Below are 14,001 nucleotides of genomic sequence, written 5' to 3' on the forward strand. Positions count from 1 at the left end.
CCGTGACCGATATCGGCCGACGCCGGTTGTTGCAGGCCGGCGTTGCCGCCGGCCTTTCCCCGCTGCTGCCCAGCATCGCTCGGGCCGCAGCGATCGCCCCCGCCGCGCAGACGCGCAGCCTGGACGACCTGCAGCACATTGTGGTGTTCATGCAGGAGAACCGTTCGTTCGACCACTACTTCGGCACGCTGCCGGGGGTGCGCGGTTTCGGCGACCGTTTCGTCGCCCCGGCCGCTGCACTGGAAGCCGGTGGGCGCATGCGCAGCCTGTGGCTGCAGCCCGACGCCAGCGGCAAGCGGGCCATCGCGCCCTTCCCGCTGGATACCGCCGCGCACTTCGGCTACATGCGCGTGGAAGGCACGCCGCATACCTGGCCCGATGCGCAGCGCGCCTGGGACCACGGCCGCATGGGGCAATGGCCGAAGGCCAAGCAGAACCACTCGATGGGCTACTTCCAGCGCAGCGACCTGCCGTTCCAGTTCGCGCTGGCCGATGCGTTCACGATCTGCGACGCCTACCACTGCGCGATGCAGGCCGGCACCAACCCGAACCGGGTGTTCCTGTGGACCGGCCACAACGATGCACAGGCCCGCGCCGGTGGCCCGGTGATCGCCAACTCGCATGACAACTTCCCCGAACACGGTGGGCACCCGGCGTCGTACCGCTGGACGAGCCATGTCGAGCGCCTGCAGAAGGCCGGCGTGTCCTGGCAGATCTACCAGGACATGGCCGACAACTTCACCGACAACCCGCTGGCCGGCTTCGAGGCGTTCCGTCGGGCCTACAGCGCTGCACCCGGGCATGACCCACAGCTGCGCGCGCGCGGGGTCAGCACCCGTGGGCTGACGCAACTGCGCCAGGACGTGCTCGACGGGCGCCTGCCGCAGGTCAGTTTCATCATCGCCGATGCCGCCGGCAGCGAGCATCCTGGCCCGTCCAGCCCGGCCCAGGGCGCGGCCTATACCGCGCGTGTGCTGGATGCACTGACCGCCGATCCGGAGGTGTGGAGCCGCACCGCCCTGCTGCTGATGTTCGACGAGAACGACGGCTTCTTCGACCATATGCCACCACCGGCCCCGCCCTCAGCGGTGGACGGTGGCTGGGCGGGTGCCTCGTCGGTGAGCACCGAGGGCGAGTACCACCGCCACCCGGCACCGGGCGACGAAAAATACGATGCCGCCGAACTGCGCGGACGCCCCTACGGACTGGGCCCGCGCGTGCCGCTGTATGTGATCTCGCCATGGAGCCGGGGTGGCTGGGTCGATTCCCAGGTGTACGACCACACCTCGGTGATACGACTGATCGAACGCCGCTTCGGTGTGGCTGCCCCGGACATTTCGCCGTGGCGCCGCGCGGTCTGTGGTGATCTGACCGGCGCCTTCGACTTCGCCCAGCGCGACACCCGCCCGTTCGTGCGCGGCCTGCCCGACGTGAGCGCGGTGGCTGCCCGTGCCGCCGCCCTGCCCGGGCGTACCGTGCCAGCGTTGCCGGAAGGACTGAAACCGGCGAAACAGGAAAGCGGCGTGCGGCCGGCGCGGGCACTACCCTACCGGCCACAGGCATCGATTGCGTCGCTCGACGCCTCAGGCCTGGAACTGTCCTTGTCCTGCGAAGGCGCAGCGGCGGTGCTGCATGTCTACGACCGGCTGCGTCCTGATGCGATACCCCGCCGCTACACACTCGTGCCGGGCACCCCGCTGCGGGAGCGTTGGCCGCTTGATGCGCAGGGTCGCTACGATCTGTGGCTGCTGGGCCCGAACGGATTCCACCGGCATTTCCAGGGTGCGGCCAAGGGCCCGACCGTACAGGCAGTGCTCGACCGCGCCGATGGCCAGTTGCGCCTGCACCTGCACAACCTGGGGGACGCTGCGCAGCCGCTGCGCGTACAGGCCGGCGCCTACACCGGGCATATGCCCGAGCAGACGCTGACATTGCCGGCCCGTGCGGAAACCACGCTGGCATGGGATGCAGCGCCCACGGCGGGATGGTATGACCTGAACATCGGCGCGGGCGAGAGCCAGCTGCGCCTGGCCGGGCGCGCCGAAGATGGACGCCCGGGAACCAGCGACCCGGCGATGGGCAGCGAGCCGCTACGCTTCGAGCACGATTAGGCAACCCGGCCGTTGTAGCGTCGAGCCATGCTCGACTCTACACAAGCGCAGCAACACAGGATTGGCGCAGACCCAAGCCGCACCCGTCTACCCGCAGTCCAGGCACGCACCTACGCTTGTCTCCTCGGTGGCCACCCAGGCCACCTCCCGCGTCACGGCCCCGCCGTTGCGACCCCGCTCCAGTGCTGTGCGCCCTGCCGGTGTTGTCGCCCAGGCAGAGAACCGGCGCCCTCTGGAGACCGTCATGAACCAAACCCACACTCCCTTCGATACCGATCCGCTGGAAACGCGCGAGTGGCGTGAATCGCTGGAGGCGGTGCTGCAGTCCGGTGGGCGGACACGCGCCCACTACCTGATCGACCAGCTGAGCGAGCTCGACGCACAACAGCATGGCGACCTGCACACCCGCGCCTGGACGGCCTACACCAATACCATTCCGCCCGAACGGCAGCCGGCCTACCCCGGTGACCTGGCCATCGAGCGCCGCCTGAACGCGATGATCCGCTGGAACGCGATGGTGATGGTGCTGCGTGCCGGCAAGCATTCCAATGTCGGCGGCCACATCGCCACCTACCAGTCGGCGGCGGTGCTGTACGACGTGGGCTTCGACCATTTCTTCCGCGGTCGTACCGACACCTTCGACGGCGACATGGTCTACATCCAGGGCCATTCCGCGCCCGGCATCTATGGCCGCGCCTACGTGGAAGGCCGCATCGATGCGGCACGGATGGACAACTTCCGCCGCGAAGCCGGTCGCGAGGGCCTGTCCTCCTACCCACACCCGCGCTTGATGCCCGGGTTCTGGCAGTTTCCCACCGTGTCGATGGGCCTTGGCCCGCTGACCGCCGCTTACCAGGCGCGCTACATGCGCTACCTCGAGTACCGTAGCCTGAAAGAGCACCAGGGCCGCAAGGTCTGGGCCTTCCTTGGCGATGGCGAAATGGACCAGCCCGAATCACTGGCGGCGATCTCGCTGGCCGGTCGCGAGCGGCTGGACAACCTGGTGTTCGTGGTCAACTGCAATCTGCAGCGCCTGGATGGTCCGGTACGGGGCAATGCCAAGGTGATCCAGGAACTGGAGGGCACGTTCCGTGCCGCTGGCTGGAACGTGATCAAGGTGATCTGGGGCAGTGGCTGGGACGAACTTCTGGCACGCGATCACAGCGGCCTGCTGCGCCAGCGGATGATGGAATGCGTGGACGGCGACTACCAGACCTTCAAGTCGCAGAGCGGTGCCTATGTGCGCGAGCACTTCTTCGGCCGCTACCCGCAACTGCTGGAGCTGGTCGCGCACATGAGCGACGACCAGATCTGGGCGCTCACACGCGGCGGCCATGATCCGCAGAAGGTGTTCGCCGCTTACCAGCAGGCGGTGAATACCTGCGGCCGGCCGAGCGTGATCCTGGCCAAGACGGTCAAGGGCTTCGGCATGGGCGAAGCCGGCGAAGGCCAGAACATCAACCATCAGCTGAAGAAGATGAGCGCTGATGCGGTACGTGCCTTCCGCGATCGTTTCAACCTGCCGGTCAGCGATGACCAGCTGGAAGAAATGCCCTACCTGCGGCCCGAACCCGGCAGTGCCGAAGCGACCTACTTCGCCGAGCGCCGCCGCACCCAGGGCGGCCAGCTGCCGGCGCGGCTGATGAAGGTCGATCCGCTGCCGCTGCCCCCGCTGTCGATCTTCAACAGCCAGCTGCAGGGCAGTGGTGAGCGCGGCCAGTCCACCACCATGGGCTTCGTGCACATCCTCACCCGCCTGCTGAAGGACCCGGATCTGGGCAAGTGGGTGATTCCGATCGTGCCCGATGAATCACGCACCTTCGGCATGGAAGGCCTGTTCCGCCAGATCGGCATCCATTCCTGCCTGGGCCAGCTTTACACCCCGCAGGATGCGGGCCAGTTGAGCTACTACAAGGAAGCCAAGGATGGCCAGATCCTGCAGGAAGGCATCAACGAATCCGGCGCGATCTGTTCGTGGATCGCTGCCGGCACCGCATACAGCAACCACGGTCTGGCCACGATTCCGTTCTACATCTTCTATTCGATGTTCGGCCTGCAGCGGGTCGGGGACCTGGCCTGGGCCGCCGCCGATGCGCGCACCCGCGGTTTCCTGCTCGGTGCCACCTCCGGTCGCACCACGCTGATGGGCGAAGGCCTGCAGCACGACGATGGCCACAGCCACGTACTGTCCTCGGTGATTCCCAGCTGTGTGTCCTACGACCCGGCCTACAACTACGAGCTGGCGGTGATCATCCACGACGGCCTGCGCCGGATGTATGTCGAGCAGGAAGACATCTACTACTACATCACCGTGCTCAACGAGAATTACCCGCAACCGGCATTGCCCGAGGGCGCCGAGGCCGGCATCCTCAAGGGCCTGTACCTGCTGCACGCCGCCGCGGCCGGGACCGCCTCGCAGCCTCGCGTGCAGCTGATGGGCAGCGGCGCGATCCTGCGCGAAGTGGAAGCGGCGGCCGAGCTGCTACGGCAGGATTTCGGCATTGCCAGCGAGGTGTGGAGCGCGACCAGCCTGACCGAACTGCGCCGCGATGGGCTGGCCACCGAGCGCTGGAACCTGCTGCATCCGGCTGAAGACCCTCGCGTGCCCTACGTGCAAAGGTGCCTGCAGAACCATGACGGTCCCGTAGTGGTGGCCACCGACTACATGAAGATCGTCGGCGACCAGATCCGTCCCTTCATCAACGATCGCCGTTTCATCGCGCTCGGTACCGATGGCTTCGGTCGCTCCGATACACGTGAATCGCTGCGTACCTTCTTCGAAGTGGACCGGCATTTCATCGTGCTGGCCGCGCTGAAGGCGTTGGCCGACGAAGGCCGCATCGAACGCGCGCGCATGCAGGAAGCGATCGACCGCTACGGCATCGATGTCGGCAAGCCCGATCCTGGGGCGCCCTGACTCGGCGCATCACGCCTGCGCATCGGCGCTGCACAGGCGAGGTGGCTACGGCCCTACGGCATGCGCTTGAACAGATTGGTCTGCAGGATCGGCGTGCCGTCGTGGCCGTAGAACGCCTTGGTCTCGGTCATCGTCGCGTGGTCGGCCGCCACCGTATAGATGCGGGTGGAGGCCGGCGTGCCATGGTCCACCAGCTGCATCACCAGCGTGTTCGGTGCCGGCAGTTTCAGGTTCGCCTTGTCTGCGCCATAAGTGCCGGACAAGGCCCCCGGCGTGCCATCCAGCGCCAGCGTGCCATCGGACTTCATCGTCTTGCCGTCGTGCAGCACGATATCCACGTGCGAACTCCAGCGGCCGGCGCCGGCGTCCCGGAACTCCAGCAGCACCTGCTTCGGGCGCTGCGCGACGGGCAGCGCCGAGGTGGAGACATCCAGCGACCAGCGACCCAACAGCGGCGAAGGCGCAGCCTCCACCGCCTGCAGCGACGCGGCCGGCAGCGAAAGCGCGGACAGCAACAGCACGGACAACAGCTTCATACGATGCTCCGTTCGAGTGAAGAAGGGCCTGCGCGTGCGTGGCGCCGCGCAGTGCCCCGGATCGTGCGCGCTGCCGGGGCGCCAGGCAAGCCGTACAGATGAACAGGGGCGCCCGACCCGGGGGGGCTTGCGGCGGTCACTTTGTCACTTGTCGCTGCAAAGAGTTACGTTATAACATTTCACGTAATTTTCACGGAGCGTGTCATGCGTCGCCACCTGCTTGCTGCAGCCATCCTGTTCGCCGTCCACAGCGCCCGTGCTGCGGACGAACCTACCCTACCTACCCTGCGGGTCGAGGCCACCCAGCCTTCGCGCATCGACAACCGGGTCACCGTCGACAACCCACAGGCGCAGAACCGTACCCTGGGCAACCTGCTCGAACATGTCTCCGGGGTGCAGAGCAGCGCCTTCGGGCCCAATGCAGGTGCACCGGTCATCCGCAGCCTCAGCGGCAACCGCGTGCAGATCCTGCAGGACGGCCAGTCCATCCTGGGCATGAATGCGATAAGTGGTGACATCAACATCCCCTTCGATCCGCTGTTCGTGCGCAGCGTCACCGTCAACAAGTCCTCCGATACGGTGCGCCATGGCGGCAACGCGATCGGCGGCAGCGTCGAGATCGACTCCGGCCTGATCTCGCGCACGATGGAAGACAAGGACCAGTCGATGGAGCTGGTCCTGCGCAAAGGCTTCAACGCGGCCGATGCGCAGGGCTTCCGCATGAACTTCAACAACCAGCGCAATCTCTCCACCAACCTGCAGGTCTCGCGCCAACGCATCTCGCACTACGACATCCCCGGCAACAGCAAGGCCGGCGTCTGCAACACCCGCCTGTTCCCGGCCACCGGCGGCGTCAACTCGGCGCTGGCTGACAGCTGCCAGAAAGAGGCGCGTGTGCAGCAGATCTACAACAAGGCCTCGCAGCCGTATATCGACCAGTTCATGACCGAGAACCCGGACTGGGCCGACGGCGATTTCTCGTTCTACACCAACAATCCGACCTCGGTCTGGCAGCGCCGCACCTATATCAATCCGATCAATCCTGCCTACGTCGCCGGCACGCCGTCCTACGTGCAGAAGCAGATCAACAATGACGTGACGCCCAACTATCACCACCGGCTGGGCAACAGCTACGCGCGCAACTCTCAGGTGGCGCTCGGATCGACCCTGTTCTTCGACCGTGGCTACGTCGGTGTCAGCATCGATGCCAAGGACAGCGAGTACGGCGTGCCCGGCTTCTCGATGCAGAATCTCTCGTTTGGTTCCAACTACGCCGACGGCCTGCCGGTGGGCGTGGTGATCAAGCAGCAGCGCTACGCACTGGAGGCGCTGCTGCGCGATCCTCTGCCGGGCTTCGAACGCGCCGAACTGCGCGTTTCAAGACTGGACAACACCTCCGGCGAACGGCTTGGTGCTTCCAGGGCCAACGACTACGACTTCCAGAGTACCCAAGCCGAACTGCTGCTCAGCCATCAGCGGATCGGGCCGCTCATTGGCCTGCTGGGTGTGGGCCGCCAGGCACGCGACGTCACCGGCAGTGGCGCGCTGCGCTACCTGCCCGACGTCGACAGCCGCAGCAACGCGGTATTCCTGAAGGAAACGCTGGATTTCGGCTGGGCCACCTTCGATGCCGGCGTGCGCCACGAGCGCGTCGACCATGAACTGCAGCCCAGCCGTTTCAAGACCTCGCGCAATGCCGCCAACACGACACTGCAGGACCGTTCCTACCGGCTCAACAGCTACAGCTTGGGTTCGTACGTGGAGCTGGGTCCGTTGTTCGCGGCCAAGCTGCGCTACTCATCATCGCAGCGCGCACCGGATATCAACGAGCTGTACGCCAGCAACGCGCACTACTCGGTGATGACCCAGGAAGAAGGCAACCAGAATCTCGAACCGGAGCGCGCGAAGAATCTTGAGCTGACGGGCCTGTTCCACCTCGGCGGTTTCGAGCTGTCGGCCACGGCTTACCGGATGCAGTACGAGAACTACCTCTATCTCGGCCATTCCGGCGCGCAGATGGCCAACCGCCTGCCGCTGAAGTACTGGAAGCAGACCGACACCACGGTGAAGGGCTTCGAGATCGATGCCTCGCAGGCGCTGGAGCTGGGTCGCTACGGCAGCTTGAATATCTCGGCCTTCGCCGACCTGGTGAAGAACAAGGCCGACCGGCCCGATTCACTGCGCGCCCACAACGATGGCCAGTACCTGCCGAACATGCCGACCAACCGCTACGGCGCCAACCTGCAATGGCAGCGGCAGGGCTGGAAGGCGCAGCTGTCCAACACCTACTACGACACCCAGAAGTACCTCGGCCGCAACGTCAGCGAGGAAATCCCGCTGGACGCGTTCAACCTGGTCGACCTGCAGGTCAGCCGCGAACTGCCGGTGCGCAACGCCTACATCGCCGGCATGGAAGTGTTCGTCAACGGCAGCAACCTGCTCAACGAGGAGGCGCGCCCGCACAACTCGCCGTTGAAGTACATCGCGCCGCTGCCGGGGCGCGGGTTCCAGGTGGGTGTGACGGTGAAGCTCTGAGGAGAGCCTGATCCGGCCGCCATCCAGCGATCAATGACCGCTGGATGGCACGCCGGGTTCCTGCATCCGCGCAAAGAAAAACGCCTGCAGATCGAGGATCTGCAGGCGCTTCTTTGTATCTGGCGGAGTGAGAGGGATTCGAACCCTCGATAGAGCTTTTGACCCTATACTCCCTTAGCAGGGGAGCCCCTTCGGCCACTCGGGCATCACTCCGGGGTGTTCTCCGCATCTGGTGCGTTGCACCTCAGCGGGGCGTGAATCATAACGTTAATCGAGTGCGAAGGTAAAGCGTTATTCGGCAGAATTTTCGCTACCGGTACCACCGGCTTCGTCACCGCGCTGGATGCGCTGGTAGATCTCTTCGCGATGCACAGCGACGTCCTTCGGCGCGGTGATGCCGATACGCACCTGGTTACCCTTGACGCCAAGCACGGTGACGCTCACCGAGTCACCGATCATCAGGGTTTCGCCGACGCGGCGAGTCAGGATCAACATTTTTGTAAGTCTCCATGGAACCGTGTGGAAGGGTATCCCCCACCGGCTTGACGCTCCGTCAAGAAGCGCTACCACGACAAAGGGAAAAGATTCGCAATGGTACCGTCAGCCGTCCCGCTCCTACAAGGAGGGGGACGGCAGGGTTCATCACAGGCGGGGGCTGACCCATTCGACGACTGCAGCCAGCGCAGTGGCAAGGGCGGGCCCGTCCTCGCCACCACCCTGGGCGAGGTCCGGGCGTCCGCCGCCCTTGCCCCCGATCTGACCGGCGATATGGGACAACAGTTCCCCGGCCTTGACCTTGCCCATTGCGCTGCCGTTCACACCCGCGACCAGGGCGGCCTTGCCGTCCTGCGCGCCGGCCAGCACGATCACCGCGTTGCCCAGCTGCTGCTTGAGGCGGTCCACGGCGTCGCGCAGGGCCTTGGCGTCGAAGCCCTCCAGGCGCGCCGCCAGCACCTTCACACCGGCGACCTCGACGGCCTGGCCGGACAGGTCGGCCGTGGCGCCGGCGGCAACCTTGGCCTTCACGGCTTCCAGTTCGCGTTCCAGCTGCTTCTGGCGCTGGCCGAGGGCTCGGATCTTCTCGACCACGTCGGCGGCGCTGCCGCCGAGCAGGTCAGCGGCCTCGGCCAGTCGGGCTTCTTCAGCGTCCACGTAATCCAGGGCGCCCTGGCCGGTGACCGCCTCGATGCGGCGCACGCCGGCGGACACACCGCCCTCGGAGGTGATCTTGAACAGGCCGATGTCGCCGGTACGGTTGACGTGGGTGCCACCGCACAGCTCGGTGGAGTAGTCGCCCATCTTCAGCACGCGCACGTGCTCACCATACTTTTCGCCGAACAGGGCCATGGCACCGAAGTCCAGGGCCTCCTGCATGGCCATGGTGTGCACTTCGGCAGCGTTGTTGGCACGCACCTGCTGGTTGACCTTGCGCTCGATCACCGCCAGTTCTTCGGCGCTGATCGGCTGGAAGTGCGAGAAGTCGAAGCGCAGGCGGTCCGGCGCCACCAGCGAGCCCTTCTGCTGCACATGGGTGCCCAGCACTTCGCGCAGGGCCGCGTGCAGCAGATGGGTGGCCGAGTGGTTGAGGATGGTGGCGCCACGGCGCTCGCCATCGACCTGGCCAGCCAGCACGTCGCCGACCTTCAGGCCACCGTCGGACAGGGTGCCGACATGGCCATGGAACTGACCCGCGAACTTCTGGGTGTCGGCCACCGCCAGGCGGACGCCGTTGCCGGTCAGCACGCCGGTATCACCGACCTGGCCGCCCGACTCGGCGTAGAACGGGGTCCTGTCGGTAATCACGATCACTGCATCACCGGCATCGGCCGACTGCACCGGACGACCGTCCTTGAGCAGGGCCAGCACGGTCAGGCCATCGGCCTGCAGACGGTCATAGCCAAGGAACACGGTCGGGCTGAGGGTGGCCACCAGCTCGGCCGGCAGGGTCACGCCGCCGCCGAACTTGCCGGCCGCACGCGCGGTCTCGCGCTGCTGCTCCATCGCCGCATCGAAGCCGGCGATGTCGACGGTCAGGTCACGCTCACGGGCGATGTCCTGGGTCAGGTCGAGCGGGAAGCCATAGGTGTCGTACAGGCGGAAAGCGTCAATGCCCGGGATCACGCCAGTGCTGGCCTTGCCCGCGACATCCTCGAAGATCTTCATGCCAGCATCGAGGGTCTCGGCGAAACGCTCTTCTTCGGCCTGCAGCGCACGGGTGACGGTATCCACCGCCGCCGGCAGTTCCGGGTAGGCCTCGCCCATCTCCTCGACCAGGGTCGGCACCAGCTTGCTGAAGAACGGCTGGCGAACGCCCAGCATCCAGCCGTGGCGCAGGGCGCGGCGGATGATACGGCGCAGCACGTAGCCGCGGCCTTCGTTGGACGGCAGCACGCCGTCGACGATCAGGAACGAACAGGCGCGGATGTGATCGGCGATCACCCGCAGCGACTTGTTCTCCAGGTCGGCGGTGCCGGTCAGCTCGGAGGCCTTGCGGATCAGCGCCTGGAACAGGTCAATCTCGTAGTTGGTATGCACGTGCTGCAGGATCGCCGCCAGGCGCTCCAGGCCCATGCCGGTATCCACGCACGGCGCCGGCAGCGGCACCAGGGTACCGTCGGGCTGGCGGTCGAACTGCATGAACACCAGGTTCCAGATCTCGATGAAGCGGTCACCGTCCTCATCCGGGGAGCCCGGCGGGCCACCGGCGATGTGGTCGCCGTGGTCGTAGAAGATCTCGGTGCACGGGCCGCACGGGCCGGTGTCGGCCATCTGCCAGAAGTTGTCCGAAGCGAACGGCGCGCCCTTGTTGTCGCCGATGCGTACGATGCGCGCTTCCGGAATGCCGACCATGTCGCGCCACAGCGCGTAGGCTTCGTCATCGGTCTGGTACACGGTGACCAGCAGGCGCTCGGCCGGCAGTTTCCAGACCTGGGTCAGCAGCTCCCAAGCCCAGGCGATCGCGTCCTTCTTGAAGTAGTCGCCGAAGGACCAGTTGCCCAGCATTTCGAAGAAGGTGTGGTGGCGTGCGGTGTAACCGACCTGGTCAAGATCGTTGTGCTTGCCGCCCGCGCGCAGGCAGCGCTGGACGTCGGCCGCACGCACGTAGCTGCGCTTCTCCGCGCCAAGGAACACGTCCTTGAACTGCACCATGCCGGAGTTGGTGAACAGCAGGGTCGGATCATTACCCGGCACCAGCGGCGCCGACGGCACGATGGTGTGGCCTTTGCCCTTGAAGAATTCAAGGAAATCGCTGCGGATCTGGGAAGTCGTGAATTTGGCGGATTCGTTCATTGGGGGCTGGCAGTCTGCGGGCCGGCGGACCCGGACCACCGGCCGCATTGGCCAGGGTCGCGAGGGACCGCCGAAAACCTAAAGGGTATCAGGCCCGGCGCCGCCAGTCTCAGTCATCCGGGTCGTAGCGGGTCGCCCGGCGGATGCTGTCGCCGTCGAAACCCCGCCGGGCCAGTAGATCGGCGGCCTTGCGCCGCTGCGTCAGGTCCTGCGGGCCGGCCTCACCGAAGCGGCGGCGGACCAGATCACGGGCGTTTTCCTGCCAATCGCCCTCGTAGCTGTCCATCGCGGCGGCGATTGCCGCGCTGTCCAGGCCGTGGGTACCCAGTTCGGCGCGGACATGGATCGGGCCATAGCCGGTGTTGGCGCGCATCCGCACCAGGTTCTCGGCAAAGCGGGTGTCATCCTGCCAGCCGGCCTCGGTCAGCTTGGCGACAGCGGCCTGTGCGGCTTCGTCTTCGATACCCCGCGCAGTCAACTTGCGGGTGAGTTCCTTGCGCGAGTGCTCACGGCGGACCAGCAGGCCCAGTGCCCGTTGTACGGGAGTCTGCTCGCGTGGCCGGCGCTTGCGGCCAGTTGGAATGTCTTCGGCGTCGGACATCGGTACTCCAAGGGTGGCGCCGTCCGTGGCGCCCTGCCCATCCCTGGGCGATTCGAACCTGCGGGACAGGGCAACGTCACTGACGGCGCCACCCTGCCCCACAGCAAGCCTTACTCGTCGTCGCCGTCGTCGTCGCCTTCCTCGCGGGCCGCTTCGGCCGGCTGGAACTTCTCGCGCAGCTCGGCTTCGAGCTTGGCGGCGACGGTCGGGTTGTCGCGCAGGTAGCCGCGGGCGTTGTCCTTGCCCTGGCCAATACGCTCTTCACCGTAGCTGTACCAGGCGCCGGCCTTCTCGACCAGCTTGGCCTCCACGCCCATGTCGATCAGTTCGCCTTCGCGGCTGATGCCCTCGCCGTACAGGATCTCGGTGATGACCTGCTTGAACGGCGGCGCCAGCTTGTTCTTGACGACCTTGATCTTGGTCTGGTTGCCGATGATCTCGTCGCCCTTCTTGATCGCGCCGATGCGGCGGATGTCCAGGCGGACCGAGGCGTAGAACTTCAGCGCGTTGCCGCCGGTGGTGGTTTCCGGGCTCTGACCCGGCATCATCACGCCGATCTTCATGCGCAGCTGGTTGATGAAGATCACCAGGGTGTTGGAGCGCTTGATGTTGCCGGTCAGCTTGCGCAGCGCCTGGCTCATCAGGCGGGCCTGCAGGCCCGGCAGCTGGTCGCCCATCTCGCCTTCGATTTCGGCCTTCGGAGTCAGCGCGGCGACCGAGTCGATCACCAGGATGTCCACCGAGCCCGAACGGACCAGCATGTCGGCGATTTCCAGCGCCTGCTCACCGGTATCCGGCTGCGACAGCAGCAGATCGTCCACGTTCACGCCCAGCTTGCCGGCGTAGATCGGATCCAGCGCGTGCTCGGCGTCGATGAACGCTGCAGTGCCGCCCATCTTCTGGCATTCGGCGATGGCCTGCAGGGTGAGCGTGGTCTTGCCCGAGGATTCCGGCCCGTAGATCTCAACGACACGGCCCTTCGGCAGGCCGCCAATGCCCAGTGCGATGTCAAGCATCAGCGAGCCGGTCGGGATGGCTTCAACGGGCTCGACCACGCGGTCGCCCATGCGCATCACCGAGCCCTTGCCGAACTGCTTCTCGATCTGGCCCAGAGCTGCAGCGAGGGCGCGCTTCTTGTTCTCGTCCATCGGAGGGGTCCTTGCAGAGGTGGAATCGTTGGAGGTGCTGTCTTTGGGGGTCTTCTTTGCCATGGGCTCACTTTAAGTCGGACGTATCGCACAGGCTGAGATTCTGCCCGGCGCTCTGAAAAGAATTATCGGACATCCGTACCAACCTCAGTGGAACCAGAGAATCGCCACAAAAGACCGCGGGGTAATGCACTGTGAGAGAAGTCAACGGTTGGGCCGCAGCAGGCCGCAATAGAGACCTTCGATAGCGAAGTCCTGGTCCGGCAGCACCTCGATCGGCTTGTAATCGGGATTGCGCGGCAGCAGGCGGATACGGTCCTTGGCGATCTTCAGCAGCTTGACCGTGATCTCGTCATCGATGCGCGCCACGACGATCTGCCCGGAATGGGCATCGCGGGTGCGGTGCACGCCGATCAGGTCACCGTCGAAGATGCCTTCGTCGATCATCGAATCGCCCTGCACCTTCAGCAGGTAATCCGGTGCCGGCGAGAAGAACACCCGGTCCAGTACCACGAAATCGTCCGAGCCGATGTCTGCGCCGATCGGCAGACCCGCCGCGACCCGACCCAGTACCGGCAGGCGCAGGACGCTGTCGGGCAGCCCCGGCTCGGCCAGCTTCTCGACCGCGGGGGCCTGCACCAGACGGATGCCGCGGGCCTGGCCCGGAATGCGACGGATCGCACCGGCCTGCTCAAGGGCTTCCAGGTGGTACTGGGCCGCGCGCACGCCCTTGAAGCCGAACGCACGTGCGATTTCAGTCTGCGACGGCGGTGCGCCTTCGCTCTCGATACGCTCGGCGATCAACTGCAGGATCGCCTGCTGGGTGTCGGTCAGGTCCATGGTTAGTAGTATTACTACTAAT

Annotated in this window: 9 protein-coding genes and 1 tRNA gene; 3 read left to right on the plus strand and 7 right to left on the minus strand. The window is 65.8% G+C overall.

From position 1 onward, the window contains the following. Positions 1-2 precede the first annotated feature (2 nt). Both LZ605_RS07780 and aceE read left to right on the plus strand, forming a co-directional pair. Positions 3-2,111, plus strand: coding sequence for a phosphocholine-specific phospholipase C (locus LZ605_RS07780; RefSeq protein ID WP_249844367.1), 2,109 nt, complete (start codon positions 3-5; stop codon positions 2,109-2,111). 244 nt (positions 2,112-2,355) lie between these two features. Beyond that, positions 2,356-5,028: a pyruvate dehydrogenase (acetyl-transferring), homodimeric type gene (aceE, locus tag LZ605_RS07785; RefSeq protein WP_249844368.1), complete on the plus strand. Its 2,673-nt coding sequence runs from the start codon at positions 2,356-2,358 to the stop codon at positions 5,026-5,028. A gap of 53 nt (positions 5,029-5,081) precedes the next feature. On the opposite strand, the gene LZ605_RS07790 is transcribed toward aceE, so the two are convergent. Beyond that, on the minus strand, positions 5,082-5,564 hold the full coding sequence (locus LZ605_RS07790) for a LuxR family transcriptional regulator (protein WP_107232812.1): 483 nt from the start codon (positions 5,562-5,564) through the stop codon (positions 5,082-5,084). Between the two features lie 204 nt (positions 5,565-5,768). Here LZ605_RS07790 and LZ605_RS07795 point away from each other — a divergent pair, with 204 nt between their 5' ends. Then, positions 5,769-8,099 carry a TonB-dependent receptor domain-containing protein gene (locus LZ605_RS07795; protein WP_249844369.1) on the plus strand — a complete coding sequence of 777 codons (2,331 nt, stop codon included), beginning with the start codon at positions 5,769-5,771 and terminating at the stop codon, positions 8,097-8,099. Positions 8,100-8,219: 120 nt separating this feature from the next. Here the strand turns inward: LZ605_RS07795 and LZ605_RS07800 are convergent. The 6 genes from LZ605_RS07800 to lexA all read right to left on the minus strand — a co-directional run bounded on the left by LZ605_RS07800 (position 8,220) and on the right by lexA (position 13,979). After that, positions 8,220-8,312, minus strand: a tRNA-Ser gene (locus tag LZ605_RS07800). Positions 8,313-8,390: 78 nt separating this feature from the next. Continuing rightward, a complete protein-coding gene (gene csrA, locus LZ605_RS07805; RefSeq protein WP_004152909.1) occupies positions 8,391-8,594 on the minus strand; it encodes a carbon storage regulator CsrA in 204 nt (67 codons plus the stop codon). A gap of 147 nt (positions 8,595-8,741) precedes the next feature. Then, a complete protein-coding gene (gene alaS / locus LZ605_RS07810; protein ID WP_249844370.1) occupies positions 8,742-11,390 on the minus strand; it encodes an alanine--tRNA ligase in 2,649 nt (882 codons plus the stop codon). Between the two features lie 109 nt (positions 11,391-11,499). Further along, positions 11,500-11,991: a recombination regulator RecX gene (recX, locus tag LZ605_RS07815; RefSeq protein WP_005409024.1), complete on the minus strand. Its 492-nt coding sequence runs from the start codon at positions 11,989-11,991 to the stop codon at positions 11,500-11,502. 110 nt (positions 11,992-12,101) lie between these two features. Beyond that, entirely contained in the window at positions 12,102-13,139 is a 1,038-nt protein-coding gene (gene recA / locus LZ605_RS07820) for a recombinase RecA (protein ID WP_057498318.1), read from the minus strand. Between the two features lie 204 nt (positions 13,140-13,343). Next, the gene (lexA, locus tag LZ605_RS07825) at positions 13,344-13,979 is read right to left on the minus strand and encodes a transcriptional repressor LexA (protein ID WP_057498317.1); all 636 of its coding nucleotides are present in this window, start codon (positions 13,977-13,979) and stop codon (positions 13,344-13,346) included. Between the last annotated feature and the right edge of the window lie 22 nt (positions 13,980-14,001).

Source organism: Stenotrophomonas maltophilia, from assembly GCF_023518235.1.
GTDB lineage: Bacteria > Pseudomonadota > Gammaproteobacteria > Xanthomonadales > Xanthomonadaceae > Stenotrophomonas.

Coding starts and splice junctions, on each gene's coding strand:
- alaS (WP_249844370.1), bottom strand. CDS start 11,390: ATGAACGAATCCGCCAAATTCACGACTTCCCAGATCCGCAGCGATTTC.
- lexA (WP_057498317.1), bottom strand. CDS start 13,979: ATGGACCTGACCGACACCCAGCAGGCGATCCTGCAGTTGATCGCCGAG.
- aceE (WP_249844368.1), top strand. CDS start 2,356: ATGAACCAAACCCACACTCCCTTCGATACCGATCCGCTGGAAACGCGC.
- recX (WP_005409024.1), bottom strand. CDS start 11,991: ATGTCCGACGCCGAAGACATTCCAACTGGCCGCAAGCGCCGGCCACGC.
- LZ605_RS07790 (WP_107232812.1), bottom strand. CDS start 5,564: ATGAAGCTGTTGTCCGTGCTGTTGCTGTCCGCGCTTTCGCTGCCGGCC.
- recA (WP_057498318.1), bottom strand. CDS start 13,139: ATGGACGAGAACAAGAAGCGCGCCCTCGCTGCAGCTCTGGGCCAGATC.
- csrA (WP_004152909.1), bottom strand. CDS start 8,594: ATGTTGATCCTGACTCGCCGCGTCGGCGAAACCCTGATGATCGGTGAC.
- LZ605_RS07795 (WP_249844369.1), top strand. CDS start 5,769: ATGCGTCGCCACCTGCTTGCTGCAGCCATCCTGTTCGCCGTCCACAGC.